This is a genomic window from Burkholderia sp. Bp9140, assembly GCF_003853425.1.
Lineage (GTDB): Bacteria > Pseudomonadota > Gammaproteobacteria > Burkholderiales > Burkholderiaceae > Burkholderia.
Genome location: NZ_QTPQ01000018.1, coordinates 102,218 through 117,178 on the forward strand (window position 1 = coordinate 102,218; position 14,961 = coordinate 117,178).

A 14,961-nucleotide genomic window follows, 5' to 3' on the forward strand; every position below is an offset into this window, starting at 1 on the left:
CCCTTGCCAGCCCCTCCCCACCGCCACATGGTGACATCTCTCATCGTCCGACTCGTTGCATGGTCGGTACGCCGCCCCGTCTGGGTCGTCGTGCTGTCGTTCGTCATTGCCGCCTTCAGCGGCGTCTATGTCGCCCAGCACTTCAAGATCAATACCGACATCAGCAAGCTCGTCGACGCGGAGCCTCAATGGGCCGCGCTCGGCAAGGCCGTCGACAAGGCCTTCCCGCAACGCAACGGCACGATCCTCGCGGTGGTCGAGGCGCCCGCCCCCGAATTCGCGACTGCCGCCGCACACGTGCTCACCGGAGCACTGCAGAAGCAGGCCGACGCCGGCCGCATCGGCCAGGTCGCCGAACCCGGCGGCGGCCCGTTCTTCGAGCACAACGGCCTGCTGTTCCTGTCGCCGCAGGAAGTGTCGGATACCACGTCGCAGCTCGCGAGCGCGCGGCCGCTCGTCAACGAACTCGCGAAGAACCCGAGCCTGACCGGGCTCGCGACCACGTTGTCCACCACGCTCGGCCAGCCGCTCCTGACCGGCCAGGTGAAGCTGCCCGCGATGGCCAAGCTGCTCGCACGCAGCGCCGCGACGGTCGACGACGTGCTGGCCGGCAAGCCGGCCGCGTTCTCGTGGCGCGGGCTGGTCGACAGCGACGCCGCGCGCCAGCCCGCACGCGCGTTCGTCACCGTGCAGCCGGTCGTGGACTACGGCGCGCTGAAGGCCGGTGCGGAAACGACCCAGGTGATCCGCGACACCGCGACAGCGCTCGGCCTCGAGCAACGCTACGGCGCGGTCGTGCGCCTGACCGGCGAACAGCCGCTCGCCGACGATGAATTCGCGTCGGTGGAGGACGGCGCCGCACTCAACGGCGCGCTCACGCTGCTCGCCGTGCTCGTCATCCTGTGGCTCGCGCTGCGCTCGAAGCGGATGATCGGCTCGGTGCTCGTCACGCTGTTCGTCGGCCTCGTCGTGACGGCCGCGCTCGGCCTCGCGATGGTCGGTTCGCTGAACATGATCTCGGTCGCGTTCATGGTGCTGTTCGTCGGCCTCGGCGTCGACTTCTCGATCCAGTACGGCGTGAAGTACCGCGAGGAACGCTTCCGCGATCCGCGCATCGATCACGCGCTGATCGGTGCCGCGCACTCGATGGGCATGCCGCTCGCGCTCGCCACCGCGGCCGTCGCGGCGAGCTTCTTCTCGTTCATCCCCACCGCCTATCGCGGCGTGTCCGAGCTCGGCCTGATCGCGGGCGTCGGGATGTTCGTCGCGCTGCTGACCACGCTCACGCTGCTGCCCGCGCTGCTGCGCCTGTTCGCACCGCCGGGCGAATCGAAGACGCCGGGCTTCCCGTGGCTCGCGCCGGTCGACGACTTCCTCGACCGCCATCGCAAGCCGATCCTGATCGGCACGCTCGCGGTCGTGATCGGCGCGCTGCCGCTGCTCGCGTTCCTGCACTTCGACTTCAACCCGCTGCACCTGAAGGATCCGCACAGCGAATCGATGGCGACGCTGCTCGCGCTGAAGGATTCGCCCGAAGCGGCCGTCAACGACGTCACGCTGCTCGCGCCGTCGCTCGCCGATGCCGACGCGGCCGCGAAGCGCCTCGACGCGCTGCCGGAAGTCGGCCGCACGACGACGCTCACGACCTTCGTCCCGGCCGACCAGCCGGCCAAGCGCGCGGCGATCGCCGCGGCCGCGAGCGACCTGCTGCCCGCGCTGACGCAGCCGGCCGCGCCGAGCGCGACCGACGCGCAGCGCGTCACCGCGCTCAAGCGCGTGTCGGACCTGCTGAGCTATGCGGCGGAAGATCACCCGGGCCCCGGCGCGGCCGCCGCACAGCATCTGTCGGCGTCGCTCGCGAAGCTCGCCGCGGCCGACAGCGCGACGCGCGACCGCGCCGAGCGCGCGTTCTCCGACACGCTGCGCATCGCGCTCAACCAGCTCGCGACGCTGCTGCAGCCGCAGGACGTCACGCGCGAATCGCTGCCGCCGCAGCTCGTGCGCGACTGGATCGCGCCGGACGGCCATGCGCTCGTGCAGATTTCGCCCAAGGTGCCGAAGGGCGTCGACCCGAACGACGACACGATGCTGCGCCGCTTCGCGAAGGCGGTGAAGGCCGCGGAGCCGGGCGCGATCGGCGGCCCGATCTCGATCCTGCATTCGGCCGACACGATCATCAACGCGTTCCTGCACGCGGCGCTGTGGTCGATCCTCTCGATCACGATCCTGCTGTGGATCACGCTGCGCCGCTTCGGCGACGTGCTGCGCACGCTGGTGCCGCTGCTCGTGTCGGGCCTCGTGACGCTCGAGATGTGCGTCGTGCTCGGCATGTCGCTGAACTTCGCGAACATCATCGCGCTGCCGCTGATGCTCGGCGTCGGCGTCGCGTTCAAGGTGTACTTCGTGATGGCGTGGCGCGCGGGCCAGACGGGCCTGCTGCATTCAAGCCTCACGCACGCGGTGCTGTTCAGCGCCGCGACGACCGCAACCGCCTTCGGCAGCCTGTGGCTGTCGCATCATCCGGGCACGTCGAGCATGGGCAAGCTGCTCGCGCTGGCGTTGACCTGCACGCTGATCGGCGCCGTGGTGTTTCAGCCCGTCCTGATGGGCAAACCGCGCGTCAAACGCGCCAAGAACCAAATGCAAGGAAACAATGAATAAGGTGCGAATCATTGCGGCGACCGTCGCTGCCGGCGCGGTGCTGAGCGGCTGCGCGACGGGCCCGAACCGCAACCCCAACGACCCGCTCGAGCCGATGAACCGGGCGATGTACAAGTTCAACGACACGGTCGACACGAACATCGCCGTGCCGATCGCGAAGGGTTACCAGAAGATCACGCCGACGCCCGTGCGTACCGCGATCAGCAACTTCTTCTCGAACCTCGGCGATCTCGGCAACATGGCGAACAACCTGTTGCAGCTGCGCATCACCGATGCGACGCAGGACCTGATGCGCGTGGCGATGAACTCGGTGTTCGGCGTCGGCGGCCTGATCGACATCGCGACGCCGGCCGGGCTGCCGAAGCATCACCAGGATTTCGGGCTGACGATGGCGCGCTGGGGCATGCCGTCCGGCCCGTACCTCGTGCTGCCCGTGTTCGGGCCGAGCACGATCCGCGACGGCGTCGGCCGCGCGGTCGATGTCCGCTTCAACCTGCTCAACTACATCGAGCCGGCCGTGCGCAACCCGATGTACATCGCGCAGTTCGTCAGCGCGCGTTCGGACCTGCTCGGCGCGACCGATCTGCTGAAGCAGGCGGCACTCGATCCGTACTCGTTCGTCCGCGATGCGTATCTGCAGCAGCGCAAGTCGCTGACGTATCACGGCCAGTCGGCGGCGGCCGCGCCGCCGAACTACACCGAGCCGGGTGAAGCAGGCGCGGTGCCGGCGGCCACGCCGGCCGTGCCGGGCTTGCCGAACTACGAGGATCCGGGCGAGTCGGGCGGCGCATCGGGCACCGCGCCGAACAACGCGCCGGCCGCGCCGGGGTTGCCGCAGTACGACGATCCGGGTGCGGACGGCGCGGCACCCGCGAGCGCGCCCGCCGCGACACCGGCGGCCGCGTCGGCCGGAGCGGCGACCACGCCGGCCGCCAACGGCGCGCCGATCGCGCCGGCAATGCCCACGGTACCCGCGAGCAGTCCGGCCGCGCAGTAACGCGCCACGAAATCCGCCGGAACGCCGAAGAGCGCTGCATCATGCAGCGCTCTTTTTTTTGCGCATCGGCGGACGAAAAAAGGAAGGGGAGAGGCGGACAGCGGCGAACGCCGCTCAGACGATCCGCATCGCGCCCGCACGCTCGAACGCGTGCCGCGCCTGGATCAGCGTCGTGCGCGCCGCGCGCGCGTCGCCCGCGACCTGCAGCAGCGGGCCGAGCTGCGACGGCTGCTTCAGCAGTTCGCGCAGGATCGGCAGGATCGCGGTGCTGCCGTCGTCGCGCAGGCCGGCCGTCGCCGCGCGCGGCAGCGTGCGCCATGCCGGGTCGACGATCGCGCGGCACACCGCGAACGGCACGCCGCGCGACGCCGCGAAGGCCGCGGCGATGTGCGATTCCATGTCGACGGCGAGCGCGCACTTCGTGCGATGCAGCGACGTCTTTTCCTGCTCGCTGATCACCGGCGCGCCGACCGCCGCGATCGTGCCGCGCGTGACGCGCGCCCACACGGGCGTGTCGTGCAGCGCGGCGACGAGCCGCGCGCTCCAGCCCGGATCGGTCTGCACGCGACCGAACGGCCCGTCGATCGCGTCCGCGATCACGAGCGCGCCGGGCGCCAGGTCGGGCGCCAGGCCGCCCGCCGTGCCGAAGCTGACGATGCCCGCGCAACCGCGCGCGGTCGCCTCGGTCAGGGCGCGCTCGAGCCGGTCGGCCCGTGCGGCGAACACGGCCTCGACGCCGTGACCGCGCGCGATGCGTGCCTCGAACGCCATCCCCGTGACGGCGATGACGGGCAACGTGCCGTCGTGCTGCGTCGGCGCCACGCGTTACAGCCCGACCGTCACGCGCGTGGTGTCGTCGCGCTTCAGGTTGCGATAGCGCGCGAGCGCCCACAGCGGGAAGAACTTGCGATAGCCGTGGTAGCGCAGGTAGAACACGCGCGGGAAACCCGTCGCCGTGAAGCGCGTCTCGTCCCACAGGCCCTCTTCGTTCTGGTTCGCGACCAGGTACTCGACGCCGCGCGCGACGGCCGGGTGGTTCACCTCGCCGGCCGCCATCAGGCCGAGCAGCGCCCAGGCCGTCTGCGACGCGGTGCTCGGCGCCTGCTCGAAGCCGCGGTAGTTCAGCTTGTAGCTGTCGCCGTCCTCGCCCCAGCCGCCGTCCTTGTTCTGGATCGACAACAGCCACTGCGCGCCACGCTTCACGCGCGGATCGTCCGGCGTCAGGCCTGCCGCGTTCAGCGCGCACAGGGCCGTCCACGTGCCGTACACGTAGTTCATCCCCCAGCGGCCGTACCAGCTGCCGTCCGGCTCCTGCTCCTTCAGCATGTAGTCGAGCGCACGGCGCGCCGGCTCGCTGTTCAGCGGCGTCTCGCCGAGCTGCGACAGCATCGACAGGCAGCGGCCCGACACGTCGGCCGTCGGCGGATCGAGCAGCGCGCCGTGATCCGAGAACGGGATGTTGTTCAGGTAGTACTGCGTGTTTTCCGGTTCGAACGCGCCCCAGCCGCCGTCGCTGCTCTGCATCCCGACGACCCACTCGCGCGCACGCGCGATCGAATCGCGAAACGCGTCGTTCTGCCTGAGTTTCTGCACGCGATCCATCGCCACCGCGACCACCGCCGTATCGTCGACGTCCGGGTAGTGCGCGTTCGCGTACTGGAACGCCCAGCCGCCGGGCCGCACGTGCGGGCGGCGCGAGATCCAGTCGCCGCGCACATCGAGGATCTGCAGCGGGCGCAGCCATTCGAGGCCGCGGATCACGGCCTCCTCGGCGCGCGCATCGCCGGTCTCGAGCAGTGCATGCGCGGCGAGCGACGTGTCCCACACCGGCGACAGGCACGGCTGGCAATACGCTTCGTCCTCTTGCACGACGAGCAGCTTCTCGACCGACTTGCGCGCGATCGCGCGACTCGGATGATCTTCCGCGTAGCCGAGCACGTCGTACATCATCACCGCGTTGGCCATCGCCGGATAGATCGCGCCGAGGCCGTCCTCGCCGTTCAGGCGCTCGTCGACGAACGACACGGCCTGGCGGATCGCCCGTTCGCGCGTGTAGCTCGGGAACAGGCCGTCCGCCGCGCGCAGCGCATGGTCGACCACGCGGAAGAACGCGAACCAGCCGGCGCTCTGGTGGCCCTGGCGCGGCAGCAGCCCTGCATTGACGGGCGGGTCGACGAACAGCTCGTCGATGCGCACGCCGCGCGGGTTCTTCGCGAGCGGACGCTTCGCGTTCAGCACCAGCAGCGGCACGATCACGGTCCGCGCCCAGTACGACACCTTCGACAGGTGGAACGGGAACCACTGCGGCAGCAGCATGATCTCGACCGGCATCATCGGCACCGCCCGCCACGGAATCGCACCGTACAGCGCGAGCTGGATCCGCGTGAACACGTTCGACATCTCGGCGCCGCCCATCGCGTGGATCGCACGGCGCGCACGCTGCATGTGCTCGGCGTTCTCGTCGTCGCCGATCACCTTCAGCGCGAAATACGCCTTCACGCTCGCGCTGATGTTCGGCGCGCCGTCGGTAAACAGCGGCCAGCCGCCGTCGGCCTGCTGGATGCGGCGCAGATAGCGGCCGATCTTCCGTTCGAGCTCGAGGTTCGGCGTCTCGCCGAGATAGTGGACAAGCAGCACGTATTCGGCGGGAATCGTCGAGTCGGCCTCGAGTTCGTAGACCCAGTGTCCGTCCGCGTTCTGCGCGGCCAGCAGCGCGTCGGTCGCGCTGGCAACGGCCGCGTCGAGCCCGGCCGGTGCGGTGCCGGCGGACAGGGTAGCCATTTCGGTGAGATCGTTCATCGGTCCCTCTGTTACTTACTGTGTCTGGAGCACGTCCGCGGCCAGTTGGCCGGAACGGATCGCGCCCTCGATCGTGGCGGGCAAGCCGGTGGCAATCCAGTCGCCCGCCAGCACGAGATTGGTCCAGCGCGTGCGCGCGGCCGGACGTTTCATTTCCTGCGACGGCACCGCCGCAAAACCCGCGCGCGGCTCGACGACGAGCTGCCACGCGGGGATCGTTTCCGGGTTCGCGCCGGTCACGCGCGCGACGTCTTCCCAGATGCGCCGCGCGAGCACGTCACGCGGCATGTCGAGCCAGCGGCCCGCGTCGCGGATCGTGGCCGCGAGCGGGCCGTCGCCGGCGCGCACCGCGTCGACGATGCCGTTGACGACGGTCGTCTGCAGCGGGCTGCCGGCCGGTGTGTCGACCGCGAAATACGCGGTCACGACCGCACTGAACGTGTCGGGCGCGGCGAGATCCGGGACGAGCGGCTGCGCGACCTCGGGCGGCACGGCCAGCACGACCGCATCGCCCGGCGCGAGATCCACGCGCTCGCCGCCGACCGTGACCGCGTCGAGCGCATTGCCGTGCGCGCCGAATTCGAACGCGTCGAGCCGCGAGTTCAGCCTGATCTGCGCGCCGCCGTGCTGCAGCATCCGCAGCGCCGGTTCGACGAAGGCGCTGCCGAGCCCATGGCGCGCGACGAGCGGGCGGCAGCCGGGGCCGCCCGCGGCAAACGTGCCGCACAGCGCCGCGCGCGCGAGCTCGGCACTCGCGTGGCGCGGCTCGACGTTCAGCACGCCGAGGAAAAACGGCCGCAGCCAACGATCCCACAGCACGCCGTCGCATCGCATCGTCTGTGCGAGCGAGCGGCCGGTGCGCGCGAACGCGAGCGAGGGCAGCACGAGGTAGTCGAGCGGCGTGGTGCCCGGCGCACGCGACGCGGCGTCGAACAGCCACGACGGCCAGCGTCCGTTGCCGAAGCGCAGCGTCCAGCGCTGCTGCGACGCGACGTCGACCACGGGACATTCAGCCAGCGCGGGCCCCGTGAGTTGATCGGCCGCGCCGATCGCGCGCAGGTAGCGCTGCGTCGCGGGCTGCCCCGCGAAAACCTGGTGCAGCCCGCTGTCGAGCGTCGTGTTCAGCGTCCCGTCGAACCACGAGCGGCAGCGGCCGCCCGCGTGCGCATGTGCGTCGTGCAGCACGATGCGCCGCCCGCGGCGTTGCAGCTCGACGGCAGCCGACAGGCCCGCGATTCCTGCACCGATCACGTGGACGGTTCTGGGCATCGGCTCAGAACAGCGCGTAGCGCGCGGCGATCATCAGCATCCGCGCCTTCGGCTTGCGCAGCGGCGCGCGCGGGGCGGCGAAGCCGCGCGCGATCGCGGCCTCGAGAATGCAGCGATACGCGCCCGACATGATGCGCGGCGCCTTCACCTGCGCACGCGTGCAGGTATCCATCACGGCGTCCGCCGCGCGGAAATGCGCGAGCGCGCGTTCGACGAGCGTCGCGCAGACGCGCGGCAGCGCCGGGTCGCGCACGATCGTCGCCGGATCGGTGATCACGATGCCTTCGCGCGCGAGCAGCTCGCGCGGCAGGTAGCAGCGGTTGATCGCCGCATCGTCGTCGATGTCGCGCAGGATGTTGGTCAGTTGCAGTGCGCGGCCCAGGTGGTGCGACAGCTCGATGCCTTCCGCTTCCGGGATCCCGAAAATCCTCACCGACAGACGGCCGGCCGCGCTCGCCACGCGATCGCAGAACAGGTCGAGCGTCGGTTCGTCCGGCGCGCAGATGTCTTCGGCCGCGTCCATCGCCATCCCGTCGATCATCGCGTGGAAGTCCTCGCGCTTCAGGTCGAACGCGCGGATCTCGCGCTCGAGCGCGACCAGGTGGCGCGGCGGCTGGCCGGCGAAGCATGCGTCGATGTCCGCGCGCCAGCGATCGAGGCCCGCGTTGCGCTCAGCGCGCGGCAGGTCGCTGTCGGCGATGTCGTCGACCGCGCGGCAGAACGCGTAGACCTGGAACATCGCGTCGCGCTGCACCGCCGGCAGGATGCGCATCGCCAGATAGAAAGAACTGCCCGATGTGACGGCAGCGGCGTCGGTTTCTTGTTCGTCCACGACGAGATTGGAAACGGCCAAGACGAGCTCCACGGAGACACCCACGCGGGGCGATTGAAGAAGCCATGCCCGGCTGGGTTGGTCAGGGCGTCAAATGCGTGCGAGATATGCGAACGATCGACGCAGACAGGCACAAATTACCGGCCGGAAGCCGGAATTGGGCGAAAGTATAGCAATCTTTGAAGTTCGATGGCGGACATGCGCGGCGCCCGGCGGGCCGCCGGAACGCTGGCGGGCCGGCGTGGCCGGCCCCGGCGTGGAACGGCGTCGCGCCGCCCGTCAGCCGTAGACGATGTCGCGCTGCAGATCGAGCGCGATGAGCCCCATTTCGCGGGTCAGCTGCAGCATCGAACGGCGCTCGAGCCGCGAGCCCATGAAGCTCGTCACGCGCCCATCGGGCTCCGCCGTGAACTGGAATGACGGGCCGCCGGTGCCGAACCACGCGCCCGGGACGTCGGGCGACTCCTGCCAGTCGATCTGCTCGAACACGCGTGCGATCCCCGCGCGCACCACGTCGCTCGGGCCGATCGGCGGTGCGGTCTCGCCCAGGTCGTCGAGGGAATAGGGGCCAGGCTTGTCCGGCCGCCGGTAGAAGAGGTAGTCGACGTTCATGGGGCGCAATCGGGAGCAAAGTGTCAAATTAGCGCGCTTCGGCGCAAATTCAAATCAGATCAGGACGAAATGTGGCCTGTACGAGACAAAAGGGCCTCATTGCGACAAGCGGTCCAGGCACGCGCACGGTCGGGCCGCGCGTTCTGCCCGGACGCACGCGGCTGCGCCTGCGCGGCTTCGTCTAAGATGAACCTCTTTCTCAAAAAAAGACGGACACCATGGAGACGATCGTAACCGCCACCCCGCAATCCGGCCATCCCGTTTTCGTGCTGGTGCACGGCGCGTGGCACGGTGCGTGGTGCTATGCGCACGTCGCGGCCGCACTGGCCGCGCGCGGCTACCTGTCGATCGCGCGCGACCTGCCTGCGCACGGCATCAACGCCCGCTTTCCCGCGTCCTATCTCGCACGGCCGCTCGACAAGGACGCTTTCGGCGCCGAACCGTCGCCGGTCGCGAATACCACGCTCGACGATTACGCGACGCAGGTGATGCAGGCCGTCGACGACGCGTACGCGCTCGGCCGCGGCAAGGTCGTGCTCGTCGGGCACAGCATGGGCGGCCTCGCGATCACGGCCGCGGCGGAACGCGCGCCGGAGAAGATCGCGAAGATCGTCTATCTCGCGGCGTTCATGCCCGCGTCGGGCGTGCCGGGCCTCGACTACGTGCGCGCGCCCGAGAACAAGGGTGAAATGCTGGGCCCGCTGATGCTGGCGAGCCCGCGCGTCGCCGGCGCGCTGCGGATCGATCCGCGCAGCGGCGAACCCGCGTATCGCGAGCTGACGAAGCGCGCGCTGTACGACGACGTGCCGCAGGCCGACTTCGAGGCGGTGGCGAACCTGATGACCTGCGACGTGCCGGCCGCACCGTTCGCGACCGCGATCCCGACGACCGCCGCACGCTGGGGCGCGATCGACCGTCACTACATCAAGTGCCTGGCGGATCGCGTGATCCTGCCCGCGCTGCAGCAGCGCTTCATCGACGAAGCCGACACGTTCGTGCCCGGCAACCCGACACACGTGCACCAGCTCGACAGCAGCCATTCGCCGTTCGTGTCGCAGCCGGCCGTGCTGGCGGGCGTGCTCGCCGATATCGCGAAAAGCTGAACGGCGCGCGGCGCGGCGGTTACGTGTACGCGATCGACCGGTCGCGCCCGAGCCGCTTCGCGCGATAGAGCGCGGTGTCGGCCTCGTTGACGAGCACGTCGGACGTCGGCGCGCCCGCCGTCGCGCTCGCGCCGCCGACGCTCGCCGTCACCGGCACGCTGACGCCTTCCGCGTCGACCGGCGTGCCGCCGATCGCGTCACGCACCTTGTCGGCCACCCGCATCGCCTCGTCGAGATTCGTGCACGGCAGCAGCAGCGCGAATTCCTCGCCGCCGAAACGGCCGAACGTATCCTGCGCGCGCACGATCGACGCAACGCGGCGCGCCGTCTCGCGCAATACCGCGTCGCCGGCCGCATGCCCGAACCGGTCGTTGATCGTCTTGAAGTGGTCGAGGTCGAACAGCAGCACCGACAGGTCGCCGCCGTAGCGCTGCCAGCGCGCGAACTCGTCACCGAGCCGCGTTTCGAAGAAACGACGATTCGCGATGCCGGTGAGGCCGTCGCGATTCGCATGTTCGCGCAGCTTCGCGACCGCCTCCTCGCGCTCGCGCTGCATCACGCTCACGTGCGTGACGTCCGAGATCGTCACGCAGACGGCCTCGACTTCGCGCCCGCGCGTAAGCGGCATGAACGTGCAGTCCTGCTGCATGTAGTCGACGCCGCCGGTGATCGGCCGGTCGTGCTCGAAGCGAAACAGGTAGGGCCGCTGCTCCCACGAGCTGAACGCGAAGCTGCCGAGCTGGAACACGCTCTCGAGCTTGCGCTCGAGCCACGCGCGCGGCAGCGCCGGAAAGCAGTCGAACAGGTTGCGGCCGATCACGTCGGCAGCCGGGATGCCGCTGTGGTCCTGCATGAAGCGATTCCACATCAGCACGGTCATCGTGCGGTCGAGCACGAACAGGCCGAAGCCCACCCGTTCGATCACGAGGTCGCTCAGCGACGCGGCGGTGGAGGTGGCGATAGCGGTCATAGCGCGGACAGCAACGCGTCGAGCGCATCGCCCATCAGCCGGATCGAATCCTCGGCCATCAGCATCACGAAATGTGCACGGAACGCATGATCCTCGAGTCCGAAATTCACTTCGAGCAGCAGCGCGACGTTCCATGCGAGCGCGTGCGGCTGGAACACGTCGTCGAACGACACGTTCGCGCCGAGCAGCCCCGGCGGGAAGAACACGGGCTTGCGGCCGAGCTCGTCGAGGATCGACGCGACGCACGCGCTCATCAGCACGTTCGCGACGTCGAACACGACTTCGTCCTGCGTTGCCATGCCGGCATACACGCCGTCGCCGAACGTGCGATCCATCAGCGACATCAGCCGCGCGACGCCCGCGCTGCGGCACAGCACGATCGCCTCGCCCTTGATGTCGGAACGGAAGCCCTGGCGCACGGCCGTCACGTTCTCGTGGATGCCCGTCATCTCGCGCAGCGCGTCACCCGCATCGGCGGCCTTCACGACGCGCACGCGCGGTACCGACAGTTCGATGAAATGTCCGAGCAGCAACGCGAGCCGTGCGGCGGCGCGGCCCATCGCGAGGTTGGCGATCTCCTGCAACGCATCGCGTTGCTCCGCCGTGAACACCGATTCAGGCATACAACCCATACTCCTTGAGAATGGGCAGCAATGCCTCCGACGTCACGGGCTTGGCAACGAATGCGATCGCGCCCAACTCGCGCACGCGTGCTTGCGCCTGCGGCTGGATATCGGCGGATACCACGATCACGAACGTGTTCAGATCTTCGTGGCGCAGTGTCTCCAGCACCTGATAGCCGTTCATGTCGGGCATCGTCAGGTCCAGAAACATCACGGAAGCTTTGCCGTCACGATAGAGCGCCAGGGCCTCGCGACCATTCGCCGCATACGCGACATCAACGTCCCAGTCTCCCGGCAGTGCCTTTGTCAGAAGTTTGCGAGCGAGCAAGGAATCGTCGGCGATCACGATCGGCAAAGGCATGGCGGCGAAGCGGTATACGGAATGGTCTCTCTCGCGTTAACGACCGCGCGGCGCGTTTCTTGAGGCGCCACACGATCAAAGCGCGGCAGCCACCGTGCGGCCGCGCGCGGGCGCCGCGGCACGTGGCACGCGACACACCGCGCCGCAAAACGCCGGCGGGCGCATATATCTGTCATAGGGAAAGCAAGGCGCGATTCTCGGAGTAAACCGGAGGCGGTGCAACTCGCCATTTCCACCATTTCGAACAGAATCGATCCGATTGCCCGGCATTCCGAAAACAGCCGCGACCATTTTTGAGATAAGCACGCAAAATTTTTCTTTGTGTACGTTTGCGCTGCCGGATTCATAGCGTTTTCAAACTTTCAATCCGCCCCTGTCGGAATCATCAGGTTGCCCGTCCATGCCGGGGTGCGGCGGGCGGGCGCAACTCGTTTATGATTGAACACCTCAGCCTGACCCGCTTTCTTCCTTCTTCAATGACGTCCGAACGTCCCGCCGACTCCCGCCCGCCTGCCTCCCCACCTGCCGACGACTGGCAGGATGACGGCAGCTACGCGTCCGGCGCGCCCGAGCACGATTTCGCGGTCCGGCGCGTGACGCTGATCGTGCTGCTGATCGCGGCGATCGTGCTGCCGTGCATCTACGTGTCGGTCATGGCGTACAACGACCTGAAGGCACGCGAAGCCGCGGCGAGCGACGTGACGATGCGCACCGTGCGCGTCGCCGAGGAGCATGCGCTCAAGGTGTTCGACCTGAGCGAGACGCTCGATGCGCGCATCGTCGACCTCGTGCAGGACATGGACGACGCCACCGTGCGCCGCCAGGAATCCGACATCCACGACGCGCTGAACACGATCGGCGGCGGCTATCCGCAGGTGGCCGCGGTGTCGATCTTCGGCGCGAGCGGGATGCTGCTCGCGAACAGCCTCTACTATCCGGCGCCCTATGCATCGATCGCAAACCGCGACGACTTCGCCGGCATTCGCGACGGCAAGGTCATCGAACACATCTCGCGGCTGATGATGGGGCCGCTCAAGCTCGAGAACATTCCCGTGTTCAACACGGGCGTCGCGCGACGCCATAGCGACGGTTCGTTCGCCGGGATGGTGTCGATCGCGCTGAAGTCGTCGTATTTCAATGCGTTCTACCGCGACCTCCTCGGCGGCGCCGCCACGCCGATGACGATGGCACTCGCACGCTCCGACGGCGCGGTGATCGCGTCGTATCCGCCGCCGCCATCGCTCGCGCACACCGATCGCACGGCCACGTTCGGCAACGCGCGCAACGATCCGCGCGCGGGCGTCGTGCGCGTGCGCCACGACGGCGCCAGCGAGATCGTCGCGTACCGCCAGGTCGGCAGCTATCCCGTGTACGTGACCTGCGCGTACCGCACGTCGGCGATCTGGCGTGAATGGTACGAACACCTGAGCGTGCTGTTCATCTCGATGTTCGCGCCGTCGATCGCGCTGTGGTCGGTGATCTGGCTGTCGCTGAAGCGGCTGAAGGCGGAAGAGGAGGCCTGGGACCGCTGGCAGGCGGAAGCGTCGATGCGGCGCTCGATCGAATCGGCATACCGGCAGTCGCGCAAGATGCAGGCGCTCGGCAACCTGGTCGGCAGCGTCGCCCACGACTTCAACAACCTGCTGATGATCATCTCGAGCAACGTGCAGATCGTGCGGCGACGCGGCGTCCAGCATCTCGACAAGGAACTCGGCGCGATCGAACGCGCGCTGAAGAACGGCCAGTCGCTCACGCGCCAGTTGCTCGGCGTCGCGCGCAAGCAGCCGCTCCACAACGAGACGATCGACATCGGCCAGTGGCTCGGCACGTGCCGCGAACTGCTGAAGACGTCGCTCGGTTCGAAGTCGTCGCTGGTCGTCGCGATCGAACCCGGTGTATGGCCGATCCGGGTCGACGTCGCGGAGCTCGAACTCGCGGTGATCAATCTCGCCGTCAACGCGCGCGACGCGATGGCGATCGGCGGCCGCTTCACGGTCGGCGCGCGCAACGTGACGCTGCGCCGCGACGACGGCTTTCCGCTGACCGGCGACTTCGTGCAGATCTCGCTCGACGATACGGGCTCGGGCATGGCGCCCGACGTGCTCGCGCGCGCGTTCGAGCCGTTGTTCACGACGAAGGCGCAGGGCATGGGAACGGGGCTCGGACTCCCGCAGGTGTTCGCGTTCTGCGAGCGCTCGGGCGGCCTCGCGACGATCGACAGCGCGGTCGGCGCCGGCACGTCGGTGCGCCTCTACCTGCCGCGCGCACGCGTCGAGGACATCGTCGCACGGCCGCAGGCCGTCGCGCACGACACGGGCGCGCTCGCGGGCCTGCACGTGCTGCTGGTCGAAGACAACAGCGAAGTTGCGGCCGGCACCGAAGCGCTGATCACGCTGCTCGGCCACCGAGTCACCTATGCGCCCACCGCCGACGACGCGTTGCGCCTGATCGAGGGCGCGGCCGCGAACAACGCATTCGACCTGGTGATCTCGGATATCCACATGCCGGGCTGCCTGAACGGCATCGATCTCGCCGAAGCGATCGACAAGCGGCCGGGAAAGCTGCCCGTGATCCTGGTCACGGGTTACGCGGAAGAACTCGACCGCACGCGCACCGTCAACGTGCGCGTGCTGTCGAAGCCGTTCGACATCGCGCTGCTCGACGAGATCCTGCTCGGCATCCGCGAAGCGCGCGATGCGCGGCACGCCGGCGCCTGACCCGCGGCACGCGGTCC

At 68.9% G+C, this 14,961-nt stretch carries 12 protein-coding genes; 4 read left to right on the forward strand and 8 right to left on the reverse strand.

What is annotated here, in order from left to right; all coding sequences use genetic code 11:
• The first annotated feature begins 27 nt into the window (after positions 1–27).
• Positions 28–2,661: an MMPL family transporter gene (locus tag DIE21_RS16855; RefSeq protein ID WP_124498762.1), complete on the forward strand. Its 2,634-nt coding sequence runs from the start codon at positions 28–30 to the stop codon at positions 2,659–2,661.
• The gene (locus DIE21_RS16860) at positions 2,654–3,658 is read left to right on the forward strand and encodes a VacJ family lipoprotein (RefSeq protein ID WP_124498763.1); all 1,005 of its coding nucleotides are present in this window, start codon (positions 2,654–2,656) and stop codon (positions 3,656–3,658) included. The genes DIE21_RS16855 and DIE21_RS16860 overlap by 8 nt, the downstream gene beginning before the upstream one ends.
• Positions 3,659–3,772: 114 nt before the next feature.
• Here DIE21_RS16860 and DIE21_RS16865 read toward each other — a convergent pair whose 3' ends face one another.
• The 5 genes from DIE21_RS16865 to DIE21_RS16885 form a co-directional block, all read right to left on the reverse strand.
• The gene (locus DIE21_RS16865; RefSeq protein ID WP_124498764.1) at positions 3,773–4,480 is read right to left on the reverse strand and encodes a phosphorylase; all 708 of its coding nucleotides are present in this window, start codon (positions 4,478–4,480) and stop codon (positions 3,773–3,775) included.
• Positions 4,481–4,483: 3 nt separating this feature from the next.
• Positions 4,484–6,457: a squalene--hopene cyclase gene (gene shc, locus DIE21_RS16870; protein WP_124498765.1), complete on the reverse strand. Its 1,974-nt coding sequence runs from the start codon at positions 6,455–6,457 to the stop codon at positions 4,484–4,486.
• A 15-nt stretch (positions 6,458–6,472) separates the two neighbouring features.
• Positions 6,473–7,726, reverse strand: a complete 1,254-nt coding sequence (gene hpnE / locus DIE21_RS16875; RefSeq protein WP_124498766.1) for a hydroxysqualene dehydroxylase HpnE — start codon at positions 7,724–7,726, stop codon at positions 6,473–6,475.
• 4 nt (positions 7,727–7,730) lie between these two features.
• A complete protein-coding gene (hpnD, locus tag DIE21_RS16880) occupies positions 7,731–8,579 on the reverse strand; it encodes a presqualene diphosphate synthase HpnD (protein WP_124498767.1) in 849 nt (282 codons plus the stop codon).
• A gap of 258 nt (positions 8,580–8,837) precedes the next feature.
• Complete coding sequence (locus DIE21_RS16885; RefSeq protein ID WP_124498768.1) at positions 8,838–9,170, reverse strand: hypothetical protein; 333 nt, start codon at positions 9,168–9,170, stop codon at positions 8,838–8,840.
• A 218-nt stretch (positions 9,171–9,388) separates the two neighbouring features.
• Between DIE21_RS16885 and DIE21_RS16890 the strand changes: the two genes are divergently transcribed.
• Positions 9,389–10,273: an alpha/beta fold hydrolase gene (locus DIE21_RS16890; protein WP_124498769.1), complete on the forward strand. Its 885-nt coding sequence runs from the start codon at positions 9,389–9,391 to the stop codon at positions 10,271–10,273.
• A 19-nt stretch (positions 10,274–10,292) separates the two neighbouring features.
• Here DIE21_RS16890 and DIE21_RS16895 read toward each other — a convergent pair whose 3' ends face one another.
• The 3 genes from DIE21_RS16895 to DIE21_RS16905 are packed head-to-tail and all read right to left on the reverse strand — an operon-like array spanning position 10,293 to position 12,227.
• Positions 10,293–11,243 carry a GGDEF domain-containing protein gene (locus DIE21_RS16895; RefSeq protein WP_124498770.1) on the reverse strand — a complete coding sequence of 317 codons (951 nt, stop codon included), beginning with the start codon at positions 11,241–11,243 and terminating at the stop codon, positions 10,293–10,295.
• Positions 11,240–11,866: a chemotaxis protein CheC gene (locus DIE21_RS16900; RefSeq protein ID WP_124498771.1), complete on the reverse strand. Its 627-nt coding sequence runs from the start codon at positions 11,864–11,866 to the stop codon at positions 11,240–11,242. The genes DIE21_RS16895 and DIE21_RS16900 overlap by 4 nt, the downstream gene beginning before the upstream one ends.
• Entirely contained in the window at positions 11,859–12,227 is a 369-nt protein-coding gene (locus DIE21_RS16905) for a response regulator (protein ID WP_040138947.1), read from the reverse strand. The genes DIE21_RS16900 and DIE21_RS16905 overlap by 8 nt, the downstream gene beginning before the upstream one ends.
• A gap of 476 nt (positions 12,228–12,703) precedes the next feature.
• On the opposite strand from DIE21_RS16905, the gene DIE21_RS16910 reads away from it, so the two are divergent.
• Positions 12,704–14,944: a hybrid sensor histidine kinase/response regulator gene (locus DIE21_RS16910; protein WP_124498794.1), complete on the forward strand. Its 2,241-nt coding sequence runs from the start codon at positions 12,704–12,706 to the stop codon at positions 14,942–14,944.
• The last annotated feature ends 17 nt before the right edge of the window (positions 14,945–14,961 follow it).

Bases quoted from the DNA above. Each gene is read 5' to 3' on its own strand.
- DIE21_RS16900 (WP_124498771.1), bottom strand. From the start codon at position 11,866: ATGCCTGAATCGGTGTTCACGGCGGAGCAACGCGATGCGTTGCAGGAG.
- DIE21_RS16855 (WP_124498762.1), top strand. From the start codon at position 28: ATGGTGACATCTCTCATCGTCCGACTCGTTGCATGGTCGGTACGCCGC.
- DIE21_RS16885 (WP_124498768.1), bottom strand. From the start codon at position 9,170: ATGAACGTCGACTACCTCTTCTACCGGCGGCCGGACAAGCCTGGCCCC.
- hpnE (WP_124498766.1), bottom strand. From the start codon at position 7,726: ATGCCCAGAACCGTCCACGTGATCGGTGCAGGAATCGCGGGCCTGTCG.
- shc (WP_124498765.1), bottom strand. From the start codon at position 6,457: ATGAACGATCTCACCGAAATGGCTACCCTGTCCGCCGGCACCGCACCG.
- DIE21_RS16910 (WP_124498794.1), top strand. From the start codon at position 12,704: ATGACGTCCGAACGTCCCGCCGACTCCCGCCCGCCTGCCTCCCCACCT.
- DIE21_RS16895 (WP_124498770.1), bottom strand. From the start codon at position 11,243: ATGACCGCTATCGCCACCTCCACCGCCGCGTCGCTGAGCGACCTCGTG.
- DIE21_RS16890 (WP_124498769.1), top strand. From the start codon at position 9,389: ATGGAGACGATCGTAACCGCCACCCCGCAATCCGGCCATCCCGTTTTC.
- DIE21_RS16860 (WP_124498763.1), top strand. From the start codon at position 2,654: ATGAATAAGGTGCGAATCATTGCGGCGACCGTCGCTGCCGGCGCGGTG.
- DIE21_RS16905 (WP_040138947.1), bottom strand. From the start codon at position 12,227: ATGCCTTTGCCGATCGTGATCGCCGACGATTCCTTGCTCGCTCGCAAA.